General features: G+C 45.9%; 20 protein-coding genes. 13 read left to right on the top strand and 7 right to left on the bottom strand.

Annotated features, from left to right (window positions below; translation table 11 throughout):
- Positions 1 to 244 precede the first annotated feature (244 nt).
- The gene (locus tag QT996_RS14765; protein ID WP_333047384.1) at positions 245 to 1579 is read left to right on the top strand and encodes a glycosyltransferase family 4 protein; all 1335 of its coding nucleotides are present in this window, start codon (positions 245 to 247) and stop codon (positions 1577 to 1579) included.
- Between the two features lie 20 nt (positions 1580 to 1599).
- Here QT996_RS14765 and QT996_RS14760 read toward each other — a convergent pair whose 3' ends face one another.
- Positions 1600 to 2214: a glutathione S-transferase N-terminal domain-containing protein gene (locus QT996_RS14760; RefSeq protein WP_333047382.1), complete on the bottom strand. Its 615-nt coding sequence runs from the start codon at positions 2212 to 2214 to the stop codon at positions 1600 to 1602.
- Between the two features lie 69 nt (positions 2215 to 2283).
- Between QT996_RS14760 and QT996_RS14755 the strand changes: the two genes are divergently transcribed.
- Together QT996_RS14755 and QT996_RS14750 are read left to right on the top strand one after the other, a co-directional pair.
- The gene (locus QT996_RS14755) at positions 2284 to 2676 is read left to right on the top strand and encodes a DUF2358 domain-containing protein (protein WP_333047381.1); all 393 of its coding nucleotides are present in this window, start codon (positions 2284 to 2286) and stop codon (positions 2674 to 2676) included.
- Between the two features lie 289 nt (positions 2677 to 2965).
- Positions 2966 to 4138, top strand: coding sequence for a TRC40/GET3/ArsA family transport-energizing ATPase (locus QT996_RS14750; protein ID WP_172188640.1), 1173 nt, complete (start codon positions 2966 to 2968; stop codon positions 4136 to 4138).
- 330 nt (positions 4139 to 4468) lie between these two features.
- Here the strand turns inward: QT996_RS14750 and QT996_RS14745 are convergent, their stop codons facing one another.
- From QT996_RS14745 to QT996_RS14725, 5 genes are all read right to left on the bottom strand, one after another.
- Positions 4469 to 6049: a sodium:solute symporter family transporter gene (locus QT996_RS14745; protein WP_333047380.1), complete on the bottom strand. Its 1581-nt coding sequence runs from the start codon at positions 6047 to 6049 to the stop codon at positions 4469 to 4471.
- The gene (locus QT996_RS14740; RefSeq protein ID WP_333047379.1) at positions 6046 to 6327 is read right to left on the bottom strand and encodes a DUF485 domain-containing protein; all 282 of its coding nucleotides are present in this window, start codon (positions 6325 to 6327) and stop codon (positions 6046 to 6048) included. Before QT996_RS14740 ends, QT996_RS14745 begins: the two co-directional genes overlap by 4 nt.
- A gap of 253 nt (positions 6328 to 6580) precedes the next feature.
- Entirely contained in the window at positions 6581 to 8887 is a 2307-nt protein-coding gene (locus tag QT996_RS14735) for a DNA phosphorothioation-associated putative methyltransferase (protein ID WP_333047378.1), read from the bottom strand.
- 207 nt (positions 8888 to 9094) lie between these two features.
- Entirely contained in the window at positions 9095 to 12508 is a 3414-nt protein-coding gene (locus QT996_RS14730) for a response regulator (RefSeq protein ID WP_333047377.1), read from the bottom strand.
- Positions 12509 to 12632: 124 nt separating this feature from the next.
- Positions 12633 to 13064 carry a response regulator gene (locus QT996_RS14725; protein WP_006631782.1) on the bottom strand — a complete coding sequence of 144 codons (432 nt, stop codon included), beginning with the start codon at positions 13062 to 13064 and terminating at the stop codon, positions 12633 to 12635.
- A gap of 257 nt (positions 13065 to 13321) precedes the next feature.
- Here QT996_RS14725 and purC point away from each other — a divergent pair, with 257 nt between their 5' ends.
- The 10 genes from purC (at position 13322) to QT996_RS14675 (ending at position 24144) form a co-directional block, all read left to right on the top strand.
- Entirely contained in the window at positions 13322 to 14050 is a 729-nt protein-coding gene (purC, locus tag QT996_RS14720; protein WP_333047376.1) for a phosphoribosylaminoimidazolesuccinocarboxamide synthase, read from the top strand.
- A 174-nt stretch (positions 14051 to 14224) separates the two neighbouring features.
- Complete coding sequence (locus QT996_RS14715; protein WP_333047375.1) at positions 14225 to 16621, top strand: BamA/TamA family outer membrane protein; 2397 nt, start codon at positions 14225 to 14227, stop codon at positions 16619 to 16621.
- A gap of 260 nt (positions 16622 to 16881) precedes the next feature.
- Positions 16882 to 17736, top strand: coding sequence for a UDP-3-O-acyl-N-acetylglucosamine deacetylase (lpxC, locus tag QT996_RS14710; RefSeq protein ID WP_333047374.1), 855 nt, complete (start codon positions 16882 to 16884; stop codon positions 17734 to 17736).
- Between the two features lie 82 nt (positions 17737 to 17818).
- On the top strand, positions 17819 to 18340 hold the full coding sequence (fabZ, locus tag QT996_RS14705) for a 3-hydroxyacyl-ACP dehydratase FabZ (RefSeq protein ID WP_333047372.1): 522 nt from the start codon (positions 17819 to 17821) through the stop codon (positions 18338 to 18340).
- 240 nt (positions 18341 to 18580) lie between these two features.
- Positions 18581 to 19375, top strand: coding sequence for an acyl-ACP--UDP-N-acetylglucosamine O-acyltransferase (gene lpxA / locus QT996_RS14700; RefSeq protein WP_333047371.1), 795 nt, complete (start codon positions 18581 to 18583; stop codon positions 19373 to 19375).
- 41 nt (positions 19376 to 19416) lie between these two features.
- Complete coding sequence (locus tag QT996_RS14695; RefSeq protein WP_333047370.1) at positions 19417 to 20019, top strand: Uma2 family endonuclease; 603 nt, start codon at positions 19417 to 19419, stop codon at positions 20017 to 20019.
- A 9-nt stretch (positions 20020 to 20028) separates the two neighbouring features.
- Complete coding sequence (gene lpxB / locus QT996_RS14690) at positions 20029 to 21201, top strand: lipid-A-disaccharide synthase (RefSeq protein WP_333047369.1); 1173 nt, start codon at positions 20029 to 20031, stop codon at positions 21199 to 21201.
- A 136-nt stretch (positions 21202 to 21337) separates the two neighbouring features.
- Positions 21338 to 22600 carry a DNA cytosine methyltransferase gene (locus tag QT996_RS14685; protein WP_333047367.1) on the top strand — a complete coding sequence of 421 codons (1263 nt, stop codon included), beginning with the start codon at positions 21338 to 21340 and terminating at the stop codon, positions 22598 to 22600.
- Positions 22601 to 23185: 585 nt separating this feature from the next.
- Positions 23186 to 23530: a phospholipid-binding protein gene (locus QT996_RS14680; RefSeq protein ID WP_333047366.1), complete on the top strand. Its 345-nt coding sequence runs from the start codon at positions 23186 to 23188 to the stop codon at positions 23528 to 23530.
- Between the two features lie 242 nt (positions 23531 to 23772).
- Complete coding sequence (locus QT996_RS14675; protein WP_333047365.1) at positions 23773 to 24144, top strand: DUF4278 domain-containing protein; 372 nt, start codon at positions 23773 to 23775, stop codon at positions 24142 to 24144.
- 120 nt (positions 24145 to 24264) lie between these two features.
- On the opposite strand, the gene QT996_RS14670 is transcribed toward QT996_RS14675, so the two are convergent.
- Positions 24265 to 25362: an RtcB family protein gene (locus QT996_RS14670; RefSeq protein ID WP_445304570.1), complete on the bottom strand. Its 1098-nt coding sequence runs from the start codon at positions 25360 to 25362 to the stop codon at positions 24265 to 24267.
- Positions 25363 to 25520 lie beyond the last annotated feature (158 nt).

Raw genomic sequence — 25520 nt, 5'->3', positions numbered from 1 at the left:
TCCTCGGTGGGCCAACAATTGCGTGCTGGAAGCCGGTCAGAAAATCATTCCAATCCTGAATCAGCAGTAGCTTTAAAACAACACCGCGATCTTCTATGTATTGGTACACTTGCCAAAATAGGGATAGCGGTGTTATAAAGTTCTTGAGTCCCATAGCAATTATCACTCTTCGCGAACAATTAGTTAGGGTAGGCAAGCCAGGGGGCAACCGCAGGGAACTTCTGCTAAACCAATCTCGCGAATTATGACAAATTATACAGATACTAGAATTTTTATGAAAAACCCAGAGAAAACTGATACGATGCGAGTTTTGATTCTGGCGGATGTTTGCAATCCTGAGTGGCCTTCTTTACCGGTGGTTGGATATAAATTTGCGCGTGCGATAAGCCATTATGTTAATGCTACGGTTGTTACTCAAATTAGGAATAAACCAAATATCGATCGAGCCGGAATGGGTAACGCTAAAGTAGTTTATATAGATACAGAAAAAGTTGCTGCTCCCATTCAAAAGCTAACGACTTTACTAAGTGGCTCAAACAAAGCCTGGACTATTAACGCAGCGCTGGGTTATTTCAGCTATCTCGCCTTTGAGTGGGAAGTCTGGCAGCGCTACAAGCAGGAGTTGCAAAGCGGGTATTTCGATGTCGTTCACCGGATTACCCCGATGTCGCCCACGCAGCCGAGTCCGATGGCAACTTGGAGTCCTATTCCTTTTTTGTTAGGACCTCTCAACGGCGGGCTGCCTTGGCCGAAAGCTTTCACAATTGAGTTGAAGCGGGAACGCGAGTGGTTGAGCTATGTGCGAAATGCTTACAGGTTAATGCCTTTTTACCGCTCTACTTATGAACGTTCAGCAGGAATTCTGGCGGCATTCGATCACACGATCGCAGATTTGCCAGCCTCAGCGAGATCGAAGACCATTAATTATGCCGAAGTTGGCATAGATCCCGAACTGTTTAAGCTGCCCGAACGCTCTAGCAGCGAACAAGTGACGGTACTGTTTGCCGGGAGGCTAGTTCCCTATAAATTGCCAGAAGTTGTCATTCGCGCTTTCGCTAATAGTTCGATTTTGCAGCAGCATAAATTAGCGATCGTTGGCGACGGACCCGAACGTCCTAGACTAGAACAATTAATCGCAGAACACAATTTAGGCAACTGCGTTAAACTTTTAGGTCAAAAAACCCAAGCTGAAGTGGGAGAATTGATGCGCCAAGCTGAGATTTTTGCTTTTCCCTCGATTCGCGAACTGGGGGCGGGCGTTGTGGTTGAGGCAATGGCGTGCGGTATGGCTTGTGTTGTAGTTGACTACGGCGGACCAGGTGCGCTGGTAGAGCCCGATCGCGGGATTAAAGTTCCTCTCGGTAATTTTGACACACTGGTAAAATATTTTACCGCAGAACTCGAACAGCTTGTCGCCGATCGCGCTCGTGTTGCGCGCATGGGCATTGCAGCCCACAATTACGCCATGAATCACTATTCCTGGGATGTTAAAGCTCAGCAGATCCTGCAAGTTTATCAATGGTTAGCAAGTCATGGCAGTGTCAAACCGGATTTTGAGCTACAGTCAAATAGCTTGTGACCGCTCGTCAAGTTTAATTCTCAGTTAGGACTTGCGCCCACTGCCATGCCGCGTTCAACGGCGGGACGCTTCTGCAAGGTTTCTACCCAACGCTTGAGGTGGGGGTGGTTGTCGAGGGTTAATCCTTGAAATTCGTAAATAGCAACCCAGGGATAGGTAGCAATGTCGGCTATAGAATAGTCGCCGCAGATGTATTCGTATTTTGCTAGTTGAGTGTCTAATACTCCGTAGAGGCGCAAGGTTTCTTTTTCGTAGCGCCCAATCGCATAGGGAATTTGTTCGGGTGCAAAGCGTTTGAAGTGGTTTAGCTGACCAAACATGGGGCCGATGCTGGCCATTTGAAACATCAGCCACTCTATAACTTGAAAGTATTTTTGTTTGTCTGTGGGCAGAAATCTGCCGCTTTTTTCGGCAAGATAGATTAGAATAGCGCCAGACTCGAAGACGGTGATGCCGTTATCTCGATCGACTATGGCCGGAATTTTGCTGTTGGGGTTGATTGCGATGAATTCTGGGCTAAATTGGTCGTTTTTTTTGATGTCGATGACGTGCACGCTGTAGGGTAAACCTATTTCTTCGAGCATGATCGAGACTTTGCGACCGTTCGGTGTGGTAAAAGTGTACAGGTCGATCATAAGTTGTCCGCCTTTTCTCAAGCAAGTATAAACTATATTATAATAATTTAAGGCAAATAGCTAATGATAATGGATATTATTGAAATTCTCAAAGACGATTATCAAAGATTCCCCGACAATCAGACTTACAACATTTACGCAAAAGAGGTTTATTTTGAAGACCCAGTGAATCGATTTACAGGAGTCGATCGCTACCGCAAAATGATCGGGTTTATGGGGACTTTTTTTAAAGAGATTAAACTCGACTTGCACAACATTTCCCAGTCGGGAGATACTATAGAAACTCGCTGGACTCTGAGCTGGATCGCACCGCTACCTTGGAAACCGAAAATGGCGATCGCCGGTAGGAGCGAACTTAAAGTCAACAGTGATGATTTAATTGTTTCTCACATCGATTACTGGAACTGTTCGCGGTTGGATGTACTCAAACAACTTGTATTTCCCGTGACAACTAATGTTTGAGAATTGTTCTTAGGTTTGTTAGCAACAAAAAATGGTGTTTCAAGAGCGAGAGCCCTTTTTAACCGCAGATAAACACAGATGAATGGTGATGGATTTTTATGTGTCGCAATTGATATCTGAAATAAATAACTTTAACTGATCTTGACATGGCAGCAATTTCGTGAATGACCGAAAATGTGCTGTGTCCGGCGGCTGCTTGTGGCCAAAATTAATTCCCCCACTAAATTAATCTCTGTTACAGAACGTTACAATAAAGAAGTAAAGAATTTTCAGGCGAGCTAAACAATCAATGCGCTTAATATTAATGACTGGAAAAGGTGGCGTCGGCAAAACCTCCGTAGCCGCTGCGACTGGGCTGCGATGTGCCGAATTGGGATACAAAACCCTAGTGCTGAGCACAGATCCTGCTCACTCCTTAGCCGACAGCTTTGACATGGAACTCGGACACGATTCGCGGCTGGTGAAACCGAACTTGTGGGGAGCAGAATTAGACGCTCTCAGGGAATTAGAAGGCAATTGGGGAGCCGTTAAGCGCTACATTACTCAAGTCTTGCGAGCGCAGGGGCTCGAAGGGGTGCAAGCTGAAGAATTAGCCATCTTGCCAGGAATGGATGAAATCTTCGGTTTAGTGCGAATGAAGCGGCATTACGACGAAGGCGAATTTGATGTTTTAATTATCGATTCGGCTCCGACTGGCACAGCATTGAGACTGCTAAGTTTGCCGGAAGTTGGCGGCTGGTACATGAGAAAATTTTACAAGCCACTGCAAGGCATATCAGCCGCCCTTAGACCTTTAGTTGAACCTATTTTTAGACCAATTGCAGGTTTTTCCTTACCAGATAAAGAGGTGATGGATGCACCTTACGAATTTTACGAACAAATCGAAGCTTTGGAAAAGGTTTTAACTGACAATACTGTCACTTCGGTAAGGTTAGTTACCAATCCCGAAAAAATGGTAATTAAAGAGTCTCTGCGCGCTCATGCCTATTTGAGTTTGTACAATGTAGCCACAGATTTAGTAGTAGCTAACCGGATTATTCCCGCAGAAGTAACTGACCCATTTTTTAAACGGTGGAAAGAAAGCCAGGAGCAGTACCGTCAGGAAATTCACTCAGATTTCATGCCGCTGCCAGTTAAGGAGGTGCCACTTTATTCTGAAGAAATGTGCGGTTTGGCAGCTTTGGAACGGTTGAAAGAAACGCTTTACAAAGACGAAGACCCAAGTCAAGTTTATTACAAAGAAAATACGATTAAGATAGTTCAAGAAAACAATCAATATAGTCTTGAACTGTATTTGCCCGGAATTGCGAAGGATCAGATCCAGTTGAGCAAAACGGGAGATGAGTTGAATGTTCGGATTGGGAATCACCGCCGTAATTTGGTGTTGCCCCAAGCTTTAGCTGCCCTGCAACCTTCGGGAGCGAAGATGGAGGATGATTATTTGAAGATTAAGTTTGCTTAAGCTACAAATATAGGACACGGTAATGCCGTTTCCCTACAAATATAGGACACGGCAATGCCCATTAATAACTCAGATAAGGGAGGAAGAGCCTCGCTTCCGAAAATGGAGGCTCTTCCTCACCCCAGAACCTTTACTTTCGCTATCAGCCTGGAAACCAGTAAAAATGGAGGCTCTTCCTCCGGATCTGCCTTAGTTGCGCTATCAGGCTGGTAACCAGTAAATAGTTTTTTTCTCAGGAGTTATGCACAGCAACCAAAGAAACCGGATTTCTCACGGTTTTCTCTTGGCTGCAATTAATGATTTTTGATTAAGAAATCCCCTTTCTCGATATTAAGGTAATTCACCATCTAATTCATCGGGTGGTAAAGTCGCGACAAGTTGTGCATTTCCTAAGTGAATAAGTTGCTCTACTTCGGAGAATTTTTCAGAGGCTTGCCGATCGCTTTTCCATAAAGAAACCCCAATTCCGACAATAAATGATAAAGGAATTGTGACCAAACCCGGATTTTTCAGAGGAAAAATTGCCTCCGTATTTTTGAGTAAATCTATTTGAATTGTCGGAGACAAATAGATTAATAATAAAGATGAAAAAGTCCCTGTTATCATACTCGCGACAGCCCCATTTGTGGTAAACTTTCGCCACAAAATTGACATTAATAAAGCCGGAAAATTACCACTCGCGGCTATCGCGAAAGCCAAACCCACCATATAGGCAACATTTTGACCTTTAAAAACAATTCCCAAAATAATTGCCAAAACACCTAAGAAGCCAGTAGCACCGCGGGCGACTTTTAATTGTTCGGATTCATTAGCAGAGCCTCCTCTCACCACATTCACCCATAAATCGTGAGAAAGCGCGGCAGCACCCGAAAGCGTTAATCCCGCGACTACTGCTAAAATTGTGGCAAAAGAAACCGCGGCAATAAAGCCTAATAAAACATTACCGCCCAAATGTTCTGCTAACATCGGCGCGGCCATATTACCCCCTTTATCAATGGCCTTAATACTGTCTTGGCCTAATAAAGTCATAGCGCCAAAACCGAGGATAAAAGTCAACAGATAAAAGAAGCCGATAAACCATGTCGCATACATGACTGACTTACGAGCAGCCTGGGCATCTGGTACTGTATAAAAACGCATTAAAATATGCGGTAATCCGGCTGTACCAAACATTAAAGACATCCCTAAAGAAATAGCGTCTAAAGGATTAGCTACCTGTTTACCTGGGGCTAATACTTCCGGTCCATATTTCTCAGAGGCGGCGGCAAATAATTTAAGGGGATTAAAATCAAATTGAGATAATACTAAAATCGCTAATAATATCGCACCCCCTAATAACAAAAATGCCTTGATAATTTGTACCCAAGTGGTTGCCATCATGCCGCCGAAAATAACATAGGCTAACATCACACAACCGACAATCACTACGGCTAATTCGTACTCCATACCAAAGAGCAATTTAATTAAATTGCCAGCCCCTACCATTTGGGCAATTAAGTAAAAACTAACAACGGCTAAAGTACCGATCGCGGAGGCAATTCTCACGGGAGTTTGACGCATCCGATAGGCAACAACATCGGCAAAAGTATAGGTTCCTAAATTGCGTAAAGGTTCGGCAATTAAAAACATAACAATTGGCCAACCCACTAAGAAACCAATCGAATAAATTAAGCCATCAAAACCATTAAGGGCGACTAAACCAGCAATGCCTAAAAAACTGGCCGCGCTCATAAAATCTCCTGCGAGGGCTAAACCATTTTGAAAACCATTAATTTGACCGCCTGCTGTGTAAAATTCGGCGGTACTTTTTGTCTTTTTTGCAGCCCAATAAGTAATTCCTAAAGAGGCAACCACAAACAATAGGAAAAAGGAAACAGCAGTGAGGTTAAATTGTCCAAGGGTTGTGTTCATTTTGAACTCTTAATATATTCTTCAATTTGGCGATCGTAGTAGTTATTCGTCCAACTGACGTAAATGTAAATTAATACCCACGCGGCAATAATGACAAGGGCACCTAAGAATATTCCCCAACTTAATCCGGGTACAATTAATGAACCCATTAATGACTTATTAAAAGCCACTAATAAGATAAATCCAAAGTAGATAAACATCATGGCTAATGTTAGTTTTAAGGACACTTTCCATCGTTCTTCTGCTAGTTGTGTGAAGACTTTATCTCTATCGTTCATGGTTTTTCCCATTAACATGAGGCGTATTATATACTACTGATCGTTCATTTTTATCATTTTTTATTATTAATAATTGTAAACAAGTATTTTTACTTATGAGGTTAAGACAATTGGTTTGTCGTTTTTAGCATCAAGCGAAAATGAGGCAATGAGGTTTAGCTTGCAAGCTGGAGCTTGGTAACGAGTAAATAGGACAGGGCAATACCGTTTCCCTACAAAGATAATGGAGACAATTAACCGGATTTAATGTAAATTATTCTCCTTCTTCTTTTTCCTCCTCTGCGCCCTCTGCGCCCTCTGCGGTTTGTTCAATCTTTCCCGCATTAAGCTCAATCATTTTCTGCTGGCGTTCCGACGCTGCTTTTTGCAGCATTTTCAACTTTTCTGGGTCAGCATTCGATCGCCAAAACAACTTATGACCCTTAATTTTAACGCAATTTTCCTCCAAACACTTCACCCATTCCCGATATTTCTTAACGGCGCCACGATCTAGAATCCCTAATTTTTCTTCTTGGCGACTGAGTTTCGCAAACTTTTCGTAATGGGGATAAGTAGCAGTAACAAAAGCTTCTTTTCTCACTAAAATTTGCGGATTGTACACATCTGAATAGTCTTGATAGCTGACAGAGAGATCGCGCAAATGTATGTGCATAGAAGTGTGGAGGGCTGGATGCGGATTAGTATCAAAATCTGGATAAAATAAATAGGAAATCTGAGGTTTGCGAGCGTGAAATTTGATGATTGTAGCGCCATCAAGTCTACCGATTGTGCGGTTGGCGCAGCCTTCATACACCCTGAGCAAAGGATCAAGTTCTTCTAATGCAGAGACGTGAACTGAAAGGGAACCGTGCTGTTTGTAGCCGATCGCACTATCTTCGCAACAGTCAGCCACAATATCAGGTTTGCCCAAACTATATAGCATTAAATCTGCCAAAGTGCAAGCTTTTTGATAATTGTCAAACAAACCTTTGATGTCGTTGCGGATTTGAGCCGGGAGTCGGCGCATCGAAGGCCGATCGCCCAAACCGTTGAGAGCGAGATATACTAGCAAGTCCTGGCGGCGCTTGTCGGCGATTGTCTCCCAATCATCCGCATCAGTTGCTTGCAAAATCACCCTCCAAGCGCGATTAAAACTGTGGAATTCCCCCTTAATTACCGATTCTTCAGCTAATTCGCCTTTAACAGGAAGGCGGCCCCGATCGCTCACAAAAGCCATCAAAGGAGCCAGCATTTCCGCATAATCCTCAAACCGCTTAACTTGCGATCGCACTCTGGGAGTCGATAAGTGCGATCGAAACCGAGAAGCACGAAAACTTTCACCCTCTGCTGCATCCCGAAACACAAAATAAATTCCCAAAGCCACAGGAATTGCATCAACATTCAAAACTTGGTCAATATAAACCTTCAACTCTTCCTGTTCGTAATATTTCTGAAAAGTATTCCGAGAAGTAATCACCCCATCCCCGTAAGCAATTTGACCTCTGTCGCTATCATCAATCAAAACTTGAGCCGCTACAACTAATAAACTCTTAGTTAATTCCCAAGCATTCAGTAAAGCCTCTCGGCGTTCCGCCAAAGATTCAATTACATTAATCACATAACCAATATTCACAATATCCGCACCAATTCGCGGAGTATCCGGCTGATAGTACGGGTCCCAACCCGAAGCAGCATAACCCTCTTCATTAATACATTTAACATCCCAGCCGTACCCGCAACCGTAATCAAAAAAAGTCGCCCCATCCCAAAATAAATCAGCTTCCAAAACTAGACGCACAGGTTTAGAAAGCGAGTTACGTACCATCGCAGCTTTGTGACGCTCAATCTTGGGAACTGAGAGCTCACTATTCTCCTGTTTCAAACGCTCGACAACAGCATGATCTTGAATTTCGACACCGCAATATCCCAAATATTTGAGCCAACCCTCGCGAGTGCCGATAACGCTAGTATTGTCAAGCAACCCCCACTTTTCCTCGCAGCGAGTCAGTCGAGAAAACTTTTCGTAATTGGGATAATCCGCAGCTACAAAAGTTTCCTTGCGGTGCAAAACAGGGGGATTTTCGCTGTTGCTGTAATCGAAATATTTAACTTCCCCTGTTGCTAGATTAATTTGGATGCTGGTTTGCAAAGCAGGGTGAGCATCTGTATCGAAATCAGGGTAAAAAAGATAAGATATTTTAGGTTGATGGAGTGAAAATTTAACTAAAGTTGCTTCATCAATATTTTCGAGATGGCGTCTGGCACAATTTTCGTAGATTCCGAGGATAGGGTTGAGTGTCTGCAAAGCCGAAACATGAACGTAAAAAGCCGTAGGTAATTTTTTCCCAACCTGGCTTTCACGACAGCAGCGAGCCACTTTTCCTAGGAGATTGTCAACACATAAATTAGTGATTTCATCGAGCTGGTACGGCACAGCTTTTACAGAATCTTGCTCAGAGATAGCCTCGTTTTCATACAATAAAACTTCCCGAGCAAAAATCATCAAAGGCGTTAGCAGTTTTTCATCATTTTCTAATGAATCGCTGTCTAAAATAGTGTTTGTACTGGTATCGTAATTCATAGCTAAATTAATTATTTTTTTAATTAACCGCAGAGAACGCAGAGGACACGGAGAGAAGAAACAAACAAAATTTTCCTAGAATTTCTCTATGTAGGATGCACACTCCGTACCGTACCGCTTTATTTTTTAGTCTCAAGCGAGAGAGACTTCGTTTGTGTAAGGGCGAATTTAATCGCCAACTACGATCAAGTATGATCGAGTAAGATATTAACCAAACATTCGAGTTTCCACAAATTCTTGAACCCGGGCTAAATGACTGGACAAACTCACTAATAGGTTCTCAACCCTCTCAATATTTAACAATTTTACCCCTGGTGGGTCAGATTGAAAGCCTCGCGCTTGATGCTCTAATTGTGCGGCTAAATCTGACATCAGAGCAACTCCCACATTAGCAGAAGTTCCTTTGAGACGGTGGGCTTGATATTCCACAGCTTGCCAATCTTTAGCTTCTACGGCTATTTTGGCAGCAGCCATATCAGCTTGGGCCTCTGCCACAAAAGCTTGCAAAAGTCGCTCTGGCAATTTAATATTAACTCGTCCGAGTTGCTCCAATCTGCTCTTGTCGAACAGTCCGTCGTAGTCTCTATGTGCCCAAGTCTGAAGTGCGATCGCCCTTGGTGTCGGCCCAGCCACCGCCTGCGTTTTTTCCACAACTTCTGTATAATTTGTTGCTAATTGAGATTTATTTTCGGGATTAATACTTTTAACTCCATACTTATTTTCACCCTGAACATTTAGGGCTTCATACTTTTTCAGGGCCGCCGCCAAAGCATCTAAATCTACAGGTTTGCTGAGATAATCATCCATCCCCGCCGCCAGACACTTTTCTCGTTCCCCCGGCATAGCATGAGCAGTTAAAGCCATCACAAAAGTATGCCGATCGCTTCCTTCGATTTGCCTTAACTTTTGTGCCGTTTTATAACCGTCAAGTACGGGCATTTGACAGTCCATAAGCACTAAATCATAGCTTTTTTTTGCCAGCAAATCCAGCGCTTCTTGACCGTTGACCACGCAGTCAGCGTGATAGCCTAAAACTGCTAACTGTTCGACAAGAACTTGTTGATTGATGGGGTGGTCTTCCGCCACCAAAATTCTCAGCGATGAGGGCGAATTGGGAGTAATATATTGAGAATTAACTGGTGGCAACTTGCAAGTATTAGCAGCCTCCACTCTCCCAAAAACTCCCGTTCCCTTCGCCGGCGCAAGCATTGCCTCAAGCAGGTGGCTTGGCCGCACTGGCTCGATCAAATATCCGTTAAAACCCTGATGACAAAGCGCTTCAGCCTTCGGCTGTTCCCGCAAAGCAGTCATGGCGATTAACGAGCCAAAATTCGAGGTCGATCGCACTTTCCTAGCAAATTCCTCCGCATCCAACTCTGGCATTTGCAAGTCCACAAGCACCACATCCCAGCTTTTTTCCCTCTCCCCCGAATCCTGAGAAATCCCGCCCTGGGCCCTGTTCAACCCACTCAAAGCCTCAGCAGCAGTTTCTGCCTCATCGCAGCGGGCCCCCCAACTTTGAGCGAGCGATCGCACCGCAGCCCTTCTCACAGCGCTTCCAGAGACTACTAATAGCTTCTTGCCCGCAAGTTCGGGATCATGAGGCTCAACTTGCAACTGTTTTTCCAAAGGTACAGCAAACCAAAAAGTCGCACCGCTGCCTAGCACACTGCGAACTCCAATCTCCCCTCCCATCATCTCCACTAACTGCTTGCAAATAGCCAAACCCAAACCCGTCCCGCCGTAAGGCCTAGTAGGAGAATCGTCTACCTGAGTAAAAGATTGGAACAGCTTTGTTTGCCCTTCGGGCGAAATTCCAATGCCAGTATCCCGCACCGAAAATAGCAATCTTGCCCCTTGTCTACCCTCTGCCAGTCGGTTGCCCTGTTTCACAGTTACGTGAACTAGAACTTGACCGCGATCGGTAAATTTTATGGCATTACCCGTCAAATTCAGCAAAACTTGCTTCAATCTGCCCGCGTCGCCCACCAACTTTCTCGGCACTGAGCTGTCAACTAAAATATTCAATTCAATGCCTTTTTCTTCGGCCAAATGCGCTAGGATTTCTATCACCGACTCAACGCAACTATCCAAATCAAAATTAGCCTTGTCCAACCGCATTTCTCCCGCTTCAATCTTAGAGAAATCGAGGATATCATTAATAACATTCAGCAAATGTTCAGCACTGCGGTAAATAGTCTGAGCGCAGTCCCGCTGTTTCGGTTCCAGAGGAGCGCGCAGCAGCAATTGAGCCATTGCCAAAACCCCATTCATCGGAGTGCGAATTTCGTGACTCATGTTCGCCAAGAATTGCGACTTCACTCGGCTCGCTTCTAAGGCAGTTTCCCGCCCTTCCACCAACTCATTAATCTTGTCGGCAACCATCACAATTCCCCCCACTTTCTCGTCTGGATCGTACCAAGGGTGAGCAGCCCACCGCAGGTACAGAACAGATCCGTCTGCTCGTTCCCAGGCCTCTTCGCTCACAGAAACTACCTTGCCTTGGAGCACTTCTTGGTACATTACTTTCCAGCGATTTGGCGTATCTGGAAACAATTCGTAATGGCTGAGATTATTCAGGGACGGCAACTCCAAATTAAATTGACTAACCCATTTTTTAGAGTTAGCCATATAGCGCATTTGTGTATCGAACATCGCCATTGCTACAGGCACGCAAGTAATAATTTGTCTCAGTTGCTGCCGTTCCCTTTCCAGAGCATATTCCGCCTGTTTCCGCTCAGTAATATCGCTAATCATGCCTGCCATTCGCAGCGGTTTTCCTTTGGAATTGCGCTGAGCTTTTCCCTGAGAAGTGCAGTAGCGGTAAACACCGTTCGAGTGTAGCAGGCGGAATTCTACATTATAGTCTATTTCTTGTTCCAAGTGAGCCACGATCGCCCTGACGATTCCCTCCTTGTCATCGGGGTGCAGGCGGTTGTATAGAGCGTCCATAGTCCTGCCAAATTGCTTTCGCGACAAACCGATAATTTCCAAAAGGCGATCGTTCCAATAAACCTCATTTTTACTTAAATCCCAATCCCAAATTCCGTCGTTCACTCCCTCTAAAACTAACCTGTATCGTTCCTCACTTTCCTTGAGTTTTTGACTGGTATGAAACGCCTGAGATTCGGCGCGGTAAACGCGCATCGCATTGTACAAACTGCGAGACAAACTCTCTGGAGAAAGCTTATTTTTAGCGATATAATCAGAAGCTCCTGCCTTCATCAATTCCACAGCGATTTGTTCGTCGCCTTGACCTGTGAGCACAATTAAGGGAACTTTCAGCCCAGCTTCTCGTAGATTTTTTACCAAACTGAGTCCGTCTCCGTCGGGCAATCCGTAGTCGAGCAATACGCAGTCAAATTTGCACTCAAATATTTGATTTAATAGCCCATTTTCTAGCTCTTCAACCTCGCTTAAAGGGGGAGATTTATTTTCTTTGGAGAGTTTCGAGGTAGCCTGCATAGAATTTTTGCTGACCGAGAGTTGGGCCAGCGCCTCCGCACAGTCTTCTGTTTCAGTAACTTCTGCCGAAACACCAGCGGACTTGAGCGAACGTTTGATCGCCATTCGATCGACTGCATCGTCATCAACTATCAGAATTGTGAGAATTTTGTCCATAACAACCGAATTGTGGATTACTCCGAAAAAGCTGCAGTCTGGAAAAAGGAATTAAAACAACTGCATCGCTGAAAAATCACCAAGCCACATTAAAAAATAAATTTTTTATTAAATTTCCCCTATTTTAAGGAATTTCGCTCAGCATCCAGTATCTGTTTAGGGTAGCCATCACTTCCACAAAGTTAGAAAAAGTAACAGGTTTAAGAATATAGCCAGCTACATTCAAATTATAAGCTTTTACTTTATCTCTATCTTCATTAGAAGTTGTGAGGACGATTACCGGAATCGACCTCAAACATTCATCCAGTCGCAATTCTTGCAAAAACTCGATCCCGCTCATTCTCGGCATATTCAAGTCCAGCAAAATCAACCGGCGGGCTTGAGGCATTGGAGGCTCTATTTTCCCTTCTCCACGCAATATAGCCAAAGCTTCTAATCCATTGGCAGCAATGTAGAGGGGGTTGACGATGTTATTTTTTTTGAATGCTCGCCGGACGTTCATCACATCAACCTCATCATCTTCTACCAAGAGAATATGAATTTTTTTGTCTTCCATAAATCAGCCATTTTATAGATGTTTTTTAAGCGCCCGTCTCGTTGGCGAGGTTGAGTCAGCACGGATCGCGAACCCAGCAGGTTTAATCTCTATTGTCCTTTGTCAAGAATCATTTATGCCCGGGCAAATGATGGTATCTACCTACAGGTGTACTCGCCCCTCATGCTCTCAGGGGCGCAGCGGACATCCAAAAACTCGCCAATAACGCCCGATCGAGCTACGGTAAAATCTAAAACTCATCTACATTATTAATCGCCATGTCAGCCGATCGCAAACTCTACGAAGGCAAAGCCAAAATCCTCTACTCCACCGAAGACAGCGAAATTTTGCTGACCCACTTCAAAGACGACGCCACAGCCTTTAACGCCCAGAAACGCGGCAGCATCGTCGGCAAAGGCGAAATCAACTGCGCCGTATCCGCCCACCTGTTTCGGATGCTAGAAGCCAAAGGCATTCCCACCCACTTCATCGACACGCCGGCCCCGAACCAAATGCGAGTCTGTCGCGTCCAAATCTTGCCATTGGAAGTCGTAGTCAGAAACATTGCCGCCGGCAGTCTTTGCAAGCAAACCGGACTCGCCCTCGGCACAATTGTCAATCCGCCGCTGGTGGAGTTTTATTACAAAAACGACGATTTGGGAGACCCGCTGCTGACCCGCAGCCGACTCCAGTTAATGCAGCTAGCCACCCCCGAACAAGTAGACCAACTAGAAATCGCCGCCCGCGAAATTAACGAAATACTCAAAGAATTTTTCACCGAGTGCGGCATCACCCTAGTAGACTTCAAACTAGAATTCGGTATCGACCAACATCAAAATCTGATCCTCGCCGACGAAATCAGTCCCGACACTTGCCGCCTCTGGGACAACGCAGAAGCCGACCCCGACGCCCGTGTGATGGACAAAGACCGATTCCGGCGCGACTTAGGATCGGTAGAAACCGCTTACCAGCAAGTTCTCCAACGGGTTCTCGCTCAGAAACTCTAGAGGCTTTGGTAATGCGCTACAATTGCACAGTTTGTCACGGACATTCAGCACTCAGCAGTCAACAGTTAGCAGTCAGCGGCAAATTCAACCGACTCAATAACTAATGACTAATGACTAATGACTGATGACTGATGGCTAATGTGGTGTGTGGATTGCCTAAAAAAGTGAACAAAAATGCGTTTATCTGCTGTATTGGTGGCAGTTTTTACTGCCTCAGCAACATTCGGGTTATCAAATTCTGCAAGCGGCCAAACATCCTACTCTGAATCAGCAGAGGAAGCTTTGGCTGCCGTTCCCCCCGCCCCGTCGATCGAAGTACCCGATCGCCCCATTGCAGAATTAACCCCAAACCCTCCTCAAAACCGCAAAGCCGCTAAAACCGGCAAAGGGGAAGCCCTAACAATAGCAGTGGCACCTACCAGAGGAGGGGACGACCGCGAACCCCCAAACCGAGTCACAGACAGCCCCTCCCCGGTTTCCCCTGCCAGCTTTCAACTCAAACCCGAGCTAGCATCCAACCCCTCCCCTGCCTCTAGCAGCCAAAACGCTCTGCCAGACGCGCAACAGGACAGCTCGCTCCCCCCATCGGAAGCGGCTGTAACACCCGCCTGGATCGCAGCAGAGCTAGGGAAACCAGAGGAATCCGGGGCGATCGCTCAAAACGCCCAAGTTCCCCCCAGACCGGTTCCAACCAGACCGGCCCCGACCAGACCGCCGACTAACACCGTTCCCCCATTGCCCCCTGGCCCAGCACCGCTGCCCAGACAAACGCCCGCACCCGCCGGGGCGGCAGAACCGCAAGTGCTAGTTGCAGAAGTTACAGTCACCGGGGCGACGGGAGACTTGGAAAGCGAAATTTACCGAGTCATCAGCACCCAACCAGGACGCACGACCAACCGCAGCCAACTGCAACAAGACATCAACGCCATTTTTGCCACGGGCTTTTTCAGAAACGTGCGGGCAGTACCCGAAGACACCCCGTTGGGCGTCCGGGTAACTTTTATTGTGCAGGCAAATCCGGTGCTGCGGGGAGTGACAATCACTGGTCAGCAAGTGCTGCCCCAAAGCGTAATTGACGAAAGCTTCCGCGATCAATACGGCAAAATTCTCAACCTCCGCCGCTTTGAGGAGGGAGTGAAAAAAATTAATGCGTGGTATCAAGAGAACGGCTATGTTTTGGGCCAAATCACTGATGCCCCGCAAGTAGGAGACGACGGCACTGTCACTCTGGTAGTGGCAGAAGGCCAGATCGAATCCGTTGATGTCCGCTTCCTGAACAAGGAGGGAGAAGCAACAGATGCCACGGGTCAGCCGATCGGAGGCAACACCCGTCAGTTTGTCATCACCCGCGAAGTAGAACTCAAGCCCGGAGACATCTTTAACCGCACCAAGGCGGAAAGAGATTTGAGGCGGGTGTTTGGTTTGGGAATTTTTGAAGACGTGCGACTTGCCTTGGAACCGGGAACGACTGACCCCCGCAAGGCAAGGGTAATTGTCAACGTCATTGAGAAAAATACCGGTTCTCTGGCGGCTGGTGCGGGTTTGAGTTCCGCGACTGGTTTGTTCGGCACGCTGAGTTACCAGCAGCAAAACTTGAGAGGTAGGAACCAGAAATTGGGTGCTGAAGTACAAATCGGGGAACGCCAAACCCTGTTTGACCTGAGTTTTACCGACCCCTGGATTGCGGGCGATCCTTACCGGACTTCTTATACGATTAATGCGTTTAGAAGACGATCGATCAGCGTGATTTTTGACGGTGGCGAACGGGAAGTCAGATTGCCCAACGACGATCGACCCCGCATCGTCCGCACCGGTGCCGGTATCAATTTCACCCGTCCCCTGTCGCGCAATCCTTTTGCCGATTCTGAGTGGACAGCTTCAGTCGGCTTGCAGTACCAGCGTGTCTCAATTACCGATCGTAAAGGCAGGCGCGAATCCAAGGACGAACTTGGCAACCTGTTGAGTTTTAGCGATTCGGGCTCGGACGACTTGACAACACTGCAAGCAGGTGTTGTGCGCGATCGGCGCAACGACCCCCTCCGCCCCACTAGCGGTTCCCTGCTCAGGTTTGGGATAGAACAATCGATTCCTGTCGGTTCCGGCAGCATCCTGTTAAACCGCCTGCGGGCCAGCTACAGCTTTTACCTACCAGTCAAGTACACTAAGTTTGCCCCCGGCCCTCAAACCCTGGCATTCAGTTTTAGAGGTGGCACCGTATTCGGAGATTTGCCTCCCTACGAAGCCTTTGCCTTGGGCGGCGCCAACTCGGTTCGCGGATACGACGAAGGCGACATGGGAGCCGGCCGCAGCTTCCTAGAAGCCAGCGTTGAGTACCGTTTCCCGATTATTTCGTTTCTCGGCGGAGCCCTATTTTTGGATGCTGGCACCGACTTGGGCACGGGCAAAGATGTCCCGGGCGACCCGGCCGGCATCCGCAAAAAGCCCGGTAGCGGTTACGGTTACGGCCTGGGCGTGCGGATTCAATCTCCTTTAGGCCCGATCCGCATCGATTACGGTATCAACGACACCGGGAACAATCAAATTCACTTTGGGATTGGTGAGCGATTCTAATTGGGCATTGGGCATTGGGCATTGGGCATTGGGCATTGGACATGGGAAATTGGGCATTGGACACTCATACTGAGCGTAGTCGAAGTATGGGGCATTGGACATTTAGAATTGGTAATTGGTAGTAATTAACTAATAACTAATAACTAATAACCAATAACCAATAACCAATTACCGATGCCCAATAACCAATTACCAATTACCAATTACCGATACCCAATTCCCTGTTTGGCCCATGCCCAATTCCCAATTCCCAATAACTAATGACTCAACGTACCTTAAAATCTGAATTTGAACTGTCGGGAATCGGTTTGCACAGCGGCGAACAAACTCGCGTCCGAGTTTTGCCTGCTGCGGTTGGGGAAGGCCGCTATTTTGTCAGAATAGACTTGCCGGGTGCTCCGATAATTCCTGCCAAAATTGAGGTGGTTTGCCAGACTGCACTTTCAACTGAACTGGCAGGTATCGATGCTCAAATTCGCACTGTAGAGCATCTATTAGGCGCTTTGGCGGGGATGGGAGCGGATAATGCTCGAATTGAGGTTGATGGGCCGGAAGTGCCTCTGCTGGACGGTTCGGCTCAGGTTTGGGTAGAAGCGATCGCCCATAGCGGCTTAGTTCCTCAAGAATCGAAGCAAGACCCCACTCCCTCCTTTGTCCTAGAACAGCCAATTTGGGTGCGTCACGGGGATGCTTTTGCAGCGGCTTTACCCTCAGCCGAAACTCGATTTAGTTACGGAATTGATTTTGAAGAACAGGCGATCGGCAATCAATGGTACAGTTGGTCGCCAGAGGCAGAAAGTTTTGCGACGGCGATCGCCCCAGCCCGCACTTTTGGACTTGCTCGCCAAGTTGACCAATTGCGACAAGCAGGTTTGATCAAAGGTGGTACCCTAGAGAACGCCCTAGTTTGCGATCAATCCGGCTGGCTCAACCCGCCTTTGAGATTTGCCAACGAACCGGTGCGCCATAAAATCCTAGACTTAGTAGGCGACCTCAGTCTGCTCGGAACTTGGCCAAAAGCTCACTACTTGGCTTACAAAGCCAGTCACAACCTGCACGTCCAACTCGCCCAAGCCCTGAAATCGGAAGCTCTAGCCACCCTAGATAAAAGTTAGGAAAAAACAGTTGATCTGTTAAGATTACATCTTCCTTCTTCCTTCTTCCTTCTGCCATACCACACTCAAAAGTCTTCAAGCAATGTCTACGCTGACTGAAGTTAACACCCTTAATACTGCTAATTCTGAATTCGTTCCTACCGAAAACGGTGAGGATTCTCCAGCGGTTAAATCTACTTTTACTCTCGAAGAAATTCAAGAATTATTGCCTCATCGCTATCCTTTTGCACTGGTTGACAAGATTGTTGATTACGTGCCGTCCGAGAAGGCTGTAGGAATTAAAAATGTGACTTTCAATGAACCACATTTTCAAGGGCATTTTCCCGGACGGCCGATTATGCCTGGGGTATTAATTGTTGAAGCTATGGCTCAAGTTGGCGGTATTGTTCTCGCTCAGTTGCCCGACATCAAGCAAGGATTGTGGATGTTTACCGGAATTGATCAAGTCAAGTTCCGTCGTCAGGTTGTACCGGGCGATCAGTTGCTGATGACTGTAGAATTGCTGTGGGTAAAACGCCGCCGCTTCGCAAAAGTGCAGGCTCTGGCTGAAGTAGACGGGCAAAAAGTTTGTGAAGGAGAATTGATGTTTTCGATGGTAGATTAAATTGGGGAAGTGGTGAGGGCTTGCGGGTAGTTTTGAGTTGTGAGTTTTTAATTTAAATTAAAACTGCGAAGCCTTCCTCGGAAGGAAGCAATCTTAAAATTTAAAAAATTCCTTCTTCACGCTTAACTTCTTCCTTCCGTCTTCCGCCAACATCCATCCGTTAAATCCGTTAAATCGGTTCAATCCCTTACACTGCGCCTTGCCGAACTTCCTTCCCACTTACCAGCAAAAAACAGACAAATGCTTACTTTGATTCACCCAACTGCTGTGATTCATCCCGGTGCTGAACTTCACCCGACTGTAGAAGTGGGAGCTTATGCTGTAATTGGGGAAAGAGTGAAAATCGGGCCGGATACTAAGATTGGCGCCCATGCAATTATCGACGGGCTAACAGAAATAGGAGCTCGCAATCAAATTTTCCCCGGTGCGGCGATTGGTTTGGAACCTCAAGATTTGAAATACGAGGGTTCTCCGACTAGGGTGAAAATTGGTGACAGCAATCAAATTCGGGAATATGTGACAATTAACCGCGCTACTGGAGCGGGGGAAAGCACGACTATTGGCAATCATAATCTATTGATGGCTTATGTTCATGTGGGACACAATTGCGCGATCGCCGATCGAGTAATTATCGCGAATGCTGTAGCCTTAGCCGGACACGTTAAAATCGAGTCTCAAGCCCGCTTGAGCGGTGTTTTAGGCGTTCACCAGTTTGTCCACATCGGCCGCTTGTCTATGGTGGGCGGCTTGAGCAGGATCGATCGAGATGTGCCTCCTTATATGTTAGTTGAGGGGAATCCTTCGAGAGTGCGAGCAATCAACAAAGTCGGTCTCCAACGCGCTGGTTTGACAGAAGAAGATTTGCTAGTTTTGAAGAAAACTTTTCGTATTCTATACCATTCTGGCTACACTCTAAATCAAGCTTTGGAACAGTTGGATTTGTTGCCAGAAAACGCCCACTTGCAGCACCTTCAAAGATTTGTGCAGCAGTCTATAACCAAAGGGCGGCGCGGTTTGATTCCTGGCAAAAAGTAAATGAGGTAGAATAAACCTATGAATTAAGCGACTGTTGCCCTATGAATGTATATACTTCAGTCAAATCTACATCCCCTGAAACAGAACAAGATGGCTGCATTAGGTTCTCAGATATTAGTTGGCAGCAATTTGAAGCGATAGAAGCAGCTTTTAAAGATGTCAGAGGTGTGAAATTTTTCTATCTCGATCAAATACTGCAAATTATGACAGTCTCGCCCGAACACGAAATAATCAATAAAACTCTCTGTATGCTCCTAGAGGCATATATGAGAGCAAATGGGATTCGATTTTACGGCAAGGGCGGGCCGACTTTGGGTGACAGAGAATTAGGCGGTAGAAAAGAGCCGGATGATTCCTATGATATAGGAACTAAAAAAATAGTCCCAGATATTGCTATTGAAGTCGTAATTACCAGTGGTGGCATAAATACTCTAGAGTTCTACAAAAAATTGGGCGTTCGGGAAGTCTGGTTTCGGCAAAATAGTCAGTTATCTCTCTATTACTTAACAGGTGAAAATTATGAGCAGGTGGCCCGGAGTACATTCCTTCCAGCTCTAGACTTAGAATTACTCCTACGCTGTGCTAATATGCCCGATCAATATGATGCTGTTACCGAGTTATTAGCAAACATCTCACCTGTTTAAAGTTAGAATATGAAAATTTTTATTAGCACTGGTGAAGTTTCTGGGGATTTGCAAGGATCTTTGTTAGTTGCAGCCTTAAAACGTCACGCTGTCGCGGCTGGTTTTGAGCTAGAAATAACTGGATTGGGCGGCCCTCGTATGGCAGAAGCTGGGGCTACTATTTTAGGCGATACTGTGGGCATTGGTTCTATGGGTCTGATAGAATCAGTGCCGTATATTTGGCCAACGATCAAAGTTCAGGAAAAAGCTAAACAATATCTCAAAAAATTCCGCCCCGATGCGGTTGTATTGATTGATTATTTGACTCCAAATCTCGGCATTGGCAGCTATATCCGCCGCTGTTTGCCTGATTTGCCGGTGATTTGGTACATCGCACCTCAAGAATGGGTTTGGTGTATTTCTCCTCGCAATACTGATCTGATTGTCAATATTTGCGACCAACTTTTGGCCATTTTCCCTGAAGAAGCTTGTTATTATCAAAAAAAAGGAGCTCAAGTGAGTTGGGTTGGTCATCCTTTGGTGGATAGAATGCAATCTGCGCCCAGCCGGGAAGTTGCCCGCAAAACTTTGGGAATTTTGCCGGAACAGGTGTCGATCGCGCTAATTCCCGCTTCCAGGCACCAAGAACTCAAGTACCTGATGCCGGTTATATTTGAGGCCGCTCAAATTATTCAAGCTAAATTGCCGGAAGTTCATTTTTGGATTCCGCTTGCTAATCAAGCTTTTCGCAGCAAAATCGAAAAAGCAATCGAGAATTACGGTTTGCGGGCTACTTTGTTAGAAAATCAAACTCTGGAAATATTGGCTGCTGCCGATTTGGCGATCGCTAAATCTGGTACTGTTAATCTGGAGCTAGCTTTGCTCGACGTTCCGCAAGTTGTCGCCTACCGCGTCAGTCCGATTACGGCGATTATTGCTCGCCACGTGCTGAAATTTTCGATTCCTTTTATGTCTCCGCCCAATTTGGTGCAAATGAAGCCGATCGTCCCGGAGTTGCTGCAAGACGACGCTACTGCGGAAAATATAGTGAATCACGCACTGGAATTGCTGCAAAATGCCGATCGACGCCAGCAAACTTTGACAGGTTATCGGGAAATGCGCGAAAGTCTCGGAGATGTGGGCGTGTGCGATCGGGCCGCTGCGGAAATAATGAAAAATGTCAAATTAAATACAGCTTCTTAAAGCAATTTTGGTATTGAAAAGTTATGTATAAACCCGGTTTCTTTGTGGATGGCTCCTTGACAAACCCAAGATTTATTACCAAAAACCAGGTTAATTTTTTTAATTTCTATTAAAGCAACTTTGTTATTGAAATGTTATGCCAAGCAATCGGAAAAAGCGACCGATCGCTGTTGATTTATTTGCAGGCGCGGGCGGCATGACCCTGGGCTTTGAACAAGCAGGTTTTGATGTACTTGCATCAGTCGAAATTGACCCTATTCACTGCGCCACACACGAGTTTAATTTCCCGCTGTGTTCTATTCTGTGCAAAGATGTCACACAGCTTACAGGCTCGGAAATTCGGAAAAAATCGGCGATCGGGCGGCGCGAGATAGACGTAGTAATCAGCGGTTCGCCCTGTCAAGGATTCTCAATGATGGGCAAGCGCGATGTGGACGACCCACGAAATTCTCTAATTTTTCACTTTCAGCGCTTAGTTTTGGAGCTAAAACCGAAGTTTTTTGTAATGGAAAATGTGCCGGGAATTGCATCAGGAGAACACAAAGAACTCCTGAATGTTTTAATTAGCTCTTTCATGAAATGTGGCTATAAAGTAGAAGAAAATTATCAAGTTCTCAACGCTGTTCACTATGGAGTGCCGCAAGCTCGCAAACGATTGTTTTTGATTGGGTGCAAAGCAGGTTATGAGCTACCCAAGTACCCTCAGCAAACTACGATACTGCCTAAAATTAAAATTCCTAAACGCTATAAAAAAATTAATTTACCTGCTGTCCCGACAGTTTGGGATGCGATTGGAGATTTGCCGGAAGTGGAAAAGTACAGCGAGTTGCTGCACCGAGATTGGGTAATGGCGGAGTACGGAAAGTGCAGCACTTATGCGAGTATAATGCGCGGAATTGATGGTTTGGATGATGATTATTCCTACGATCGCGAGTACGATCGACAAATCCTCTCTTGTAGTTTGCGAACTAAACATTCTCTGGAATGTATGGAAAGGTTTCATGCTGCCAAACACGGCGAAAAAGAGCCGATCAGTCGTTTTTACAAGCTTCACCCCGACGGAGTTTGCAACACTCTCAGGGCGGGAACCGACAGGGCTAGGGGTGCTTATACTTCGCCGAGACCGATTCACCCGATCGCGCCTCGGTGCATTACAGTCAGAGAAGCTGCGCGACTGCATTCCTATCCTGACTGGTTTAGATTTCACGTTACAAAATGGCACGGTTTTCGCCAAGTCGGAAATTCTGTACCACCGCTACTGGCCAAAGCTGTAGCAGCGCAGATCATTAACGCTTTGGGCGTGCAAGCAATTAAGCCGAGTCTCAAACTGACATGGGGAGATGATTCGTTGCTTAAACTGAATTGGTCGGAAGCAGAACAATATTATCTAAAAAGTTAAGAGTTAGATTTAATTATCTGTAATTGGGAAGGGGAAATTGGTAATTGCTAATTGGTAAATAAGTAGTAATTTTTGCCTTTCATCTCCTTCTACAGGCCGGGTTAGATCCAATCGCATAACTACTTATAGCAATCCTAAATCATTTGTGAATTTCTTACTCCCTCCCCTTGGGTTCGGGGAGGGTTGGGGTGGGGTAAAAAATTTACGACTCATGCAAGGATTGCTATATGCAGGACTACCCTGAATTAAGCGCGGGTTAGCGTCCCCTGCATCAGTGAACACAGTTCGGTGACCCGCACAAGATGTCCTGGGTAGTTCAACAAACTGGGAATGTATTCCAGCCCGTTGTGCAGTTTTTTTAAGATGACAGTGGGAACTACTTCGACTACGGGCCTGCAATCCAAGGCGTAGCGTCCTATACATCAAATAGAAACATCAACATCTGGATACCATTTAAGATTTTAGATTGTGAAAGTCTGCCGGAAAACATTTTGAGAAATTTCACTGAGTTTTGCAACAATTACAAGTCTTTTGGAATTCTAGAGCTATTGTGTAAAAAGTGTATTTTCAGGAGACTCAAATACTATGGGTTGGTTTAAAAGACTGTTCGGACTCGAAAAGCCTCAAGAGCAGGCTCAACCGATGGCACAAGTAGTACAGGAAGCAGCCCAAGCGAATTCCATCGATCCTGCTAAAGTCGGCCCTGAGGGCACTTTTGACGAAAGCGGCCTGGCGAAGCGGGTGGCTTTAGCTTTTGACGGCGATCCAGAAGTTGCGGATATCGAGACTGTTTATGTAGCTCAGCTCAGCAGCACGGTTGTTCTCAAAGGTCAAGTTCCGAGTCAGGAAATTCTCGACAAGTTGGTGGCGATCGCCTCTGCGGAAGAAGGTGCCACAAACGTGCAAACCGATCAGGTGACAGTCGGGTAGTTCTTCCCAAGCGAAGCTGTTTCGCTCCGGGTGCGGCTCGAATTAGTCAAAAGCTCGATTAAACCCGCTGCGGCGGGTTTTTTCCTGCCCTCTCCCCCGAAAAATATTAATTTTTGTAAAATTAACGGATTTATGTTAAAAAACAGTATAATTGAATACAGAAACTAAAAAAGTTTTAGCTAAGAAAACCCACCCTGACCTGACTGCCCTTTTTATCTCCAGACATATAAGGATCAAAAAATATGAAACTTACTTATCGCGGCGCAAACTACGAGTATGATATTCCGACTGTCGATATGATCGAAGGGGAAGTTGCGGGCAAATATCGGGGCCAAAACTGGAACTATCGCTATCCGAGACACATTCCCGCCCCAAATAAATACGGTGGCACAAACTATACTACAAAGCGAGATTCTCAAGCTGGCGATCTGGATGTCGCAGCAGCTCGCGCCTCAGCGACGCCGGAATATTATCCAACAGTTGTGGAAGTGGCGCAAGTGCACCAGGCGAATATTTGCAATATTCTCGATCGCAGAAAGCAAGCAGCCAAAGCCAATGGCGATGAAAGACTGCTGCGCTTGCTAGAAATTGAGTCGAGACAGATGGTGTGTTAGAGAAAAGCTTCAGAAAACAAAGCGTTTGTCAAGAGGGGAGAAATCAAAAGTGGCTTGATTTCCCCCCTCTTCCCATAAAGCAATTTTCAGGTAAGTAAAGTACAAATAAACCAGTTTCTGTCACCCCTTGACACAAACCACCTGCTTCAGAGTCGCCACCACTTCCACCAAATCCGACTGCTGACTCATCACCTCATCAATTGGCTTATAAGCCCCCGGAATTTCATCTAAAAATTGCTCATCTTTCCGGCACTCAACCCCCTCAGTCTGCCGCACAAAATCATCGAGAGTAAATACATTCTTCGCTTGATTTCGAGACATCAATCGCCCCGCGCCGTGACTGCAACTACAGTAACTTTCAGCATTTCCCTTCCCTTTAACAATGAAAGACTTCGCCCCCATCGAACCCGGAATAATCCCGTAATCCTCTACTTGTGCGCGCACAGCACCCTTGCGAGTCACATACACATCTTCGCCAAAATGCACCTCTTTTTCCGCGTAATTGTGGTGGCAATTCACCTCTAATAACGGCTTAACAGATTTGCCGCCCGCGACGTGCTTTTCCACAATTCGCTTAAACCGATTCATCATCACATCGCGATTAAAACGAGCATAATCTTGCGCCCACTGCAAATCGTGCCAGTAAGCAGCAAACTCCCGCGTACCTGCTACAAAATAAGCCAAATCTTTGTCAGCCAGATTGATTTCTGCCAGTTTAGCTAAATCTTTAGCAGTCTCGATATGCTGCTGTGCGAGCAAATTTCCAATGCCGCGAGAACCGGAATGCAGCATTAGCCAAACAAAGTTTTCAGTATCAACGCACACCTCAATAAAATGATTACCGCCGCCGAGGGAACCCAATTGTTTTAAGGCTTTATTGTCTTGGTGCTGCACGCCTTGATGAAGTTCCTTAAACTCGCCCCATCCCTGCCAATTAGTGACAGTTTTTTCTACTTCTTTGTTTTCCGCAAATCCCACGGGAATTGCGGCTTCGATATCGAGGCGAATTTGTTTGAGTTTACCTTCTAATTTGTTGGCGGTGAAAGGCATTTTCACAGCTATCATACCGCAACCAATATCCACACCCACGGCAGCCGGAATAATCGCTTCTTTTGTGGTAATTACTGAACCGACTAAAGCACCTTTTCCTAAATGTACATCGGGCATTAGTGCGACGTGTTTGAATACAAAGGGTAAAGATGCTACGTTTGCGGTCATCTTGGTTTCTTTTTCGCCTAGGGCGTGATTGGCCCAAGATAATACTGGTTTTGGGGTTGATATGTCTAATTTTTCGTAGGGCATTTTTGTTTAAGTTTGTTTTGCCAGGTTGTTATGTAGTATTATTGTAACATAAAAATTTTGGATGTCAAAGACAC

Source organism: Microcoleus sp. S13C4 (assembly GCF_036700865.1).
GTDB lineage: Bacteria > Cyanobacteriota > Cyanobacteriia > Cyanobacteriales > Microcoleaceae > Microcoleus.
The sequence above is the reverse complement of the archived record's forward strand: the minus strand, read 5'-3'. Positions and strand labels throughout refer to the sequence as shown.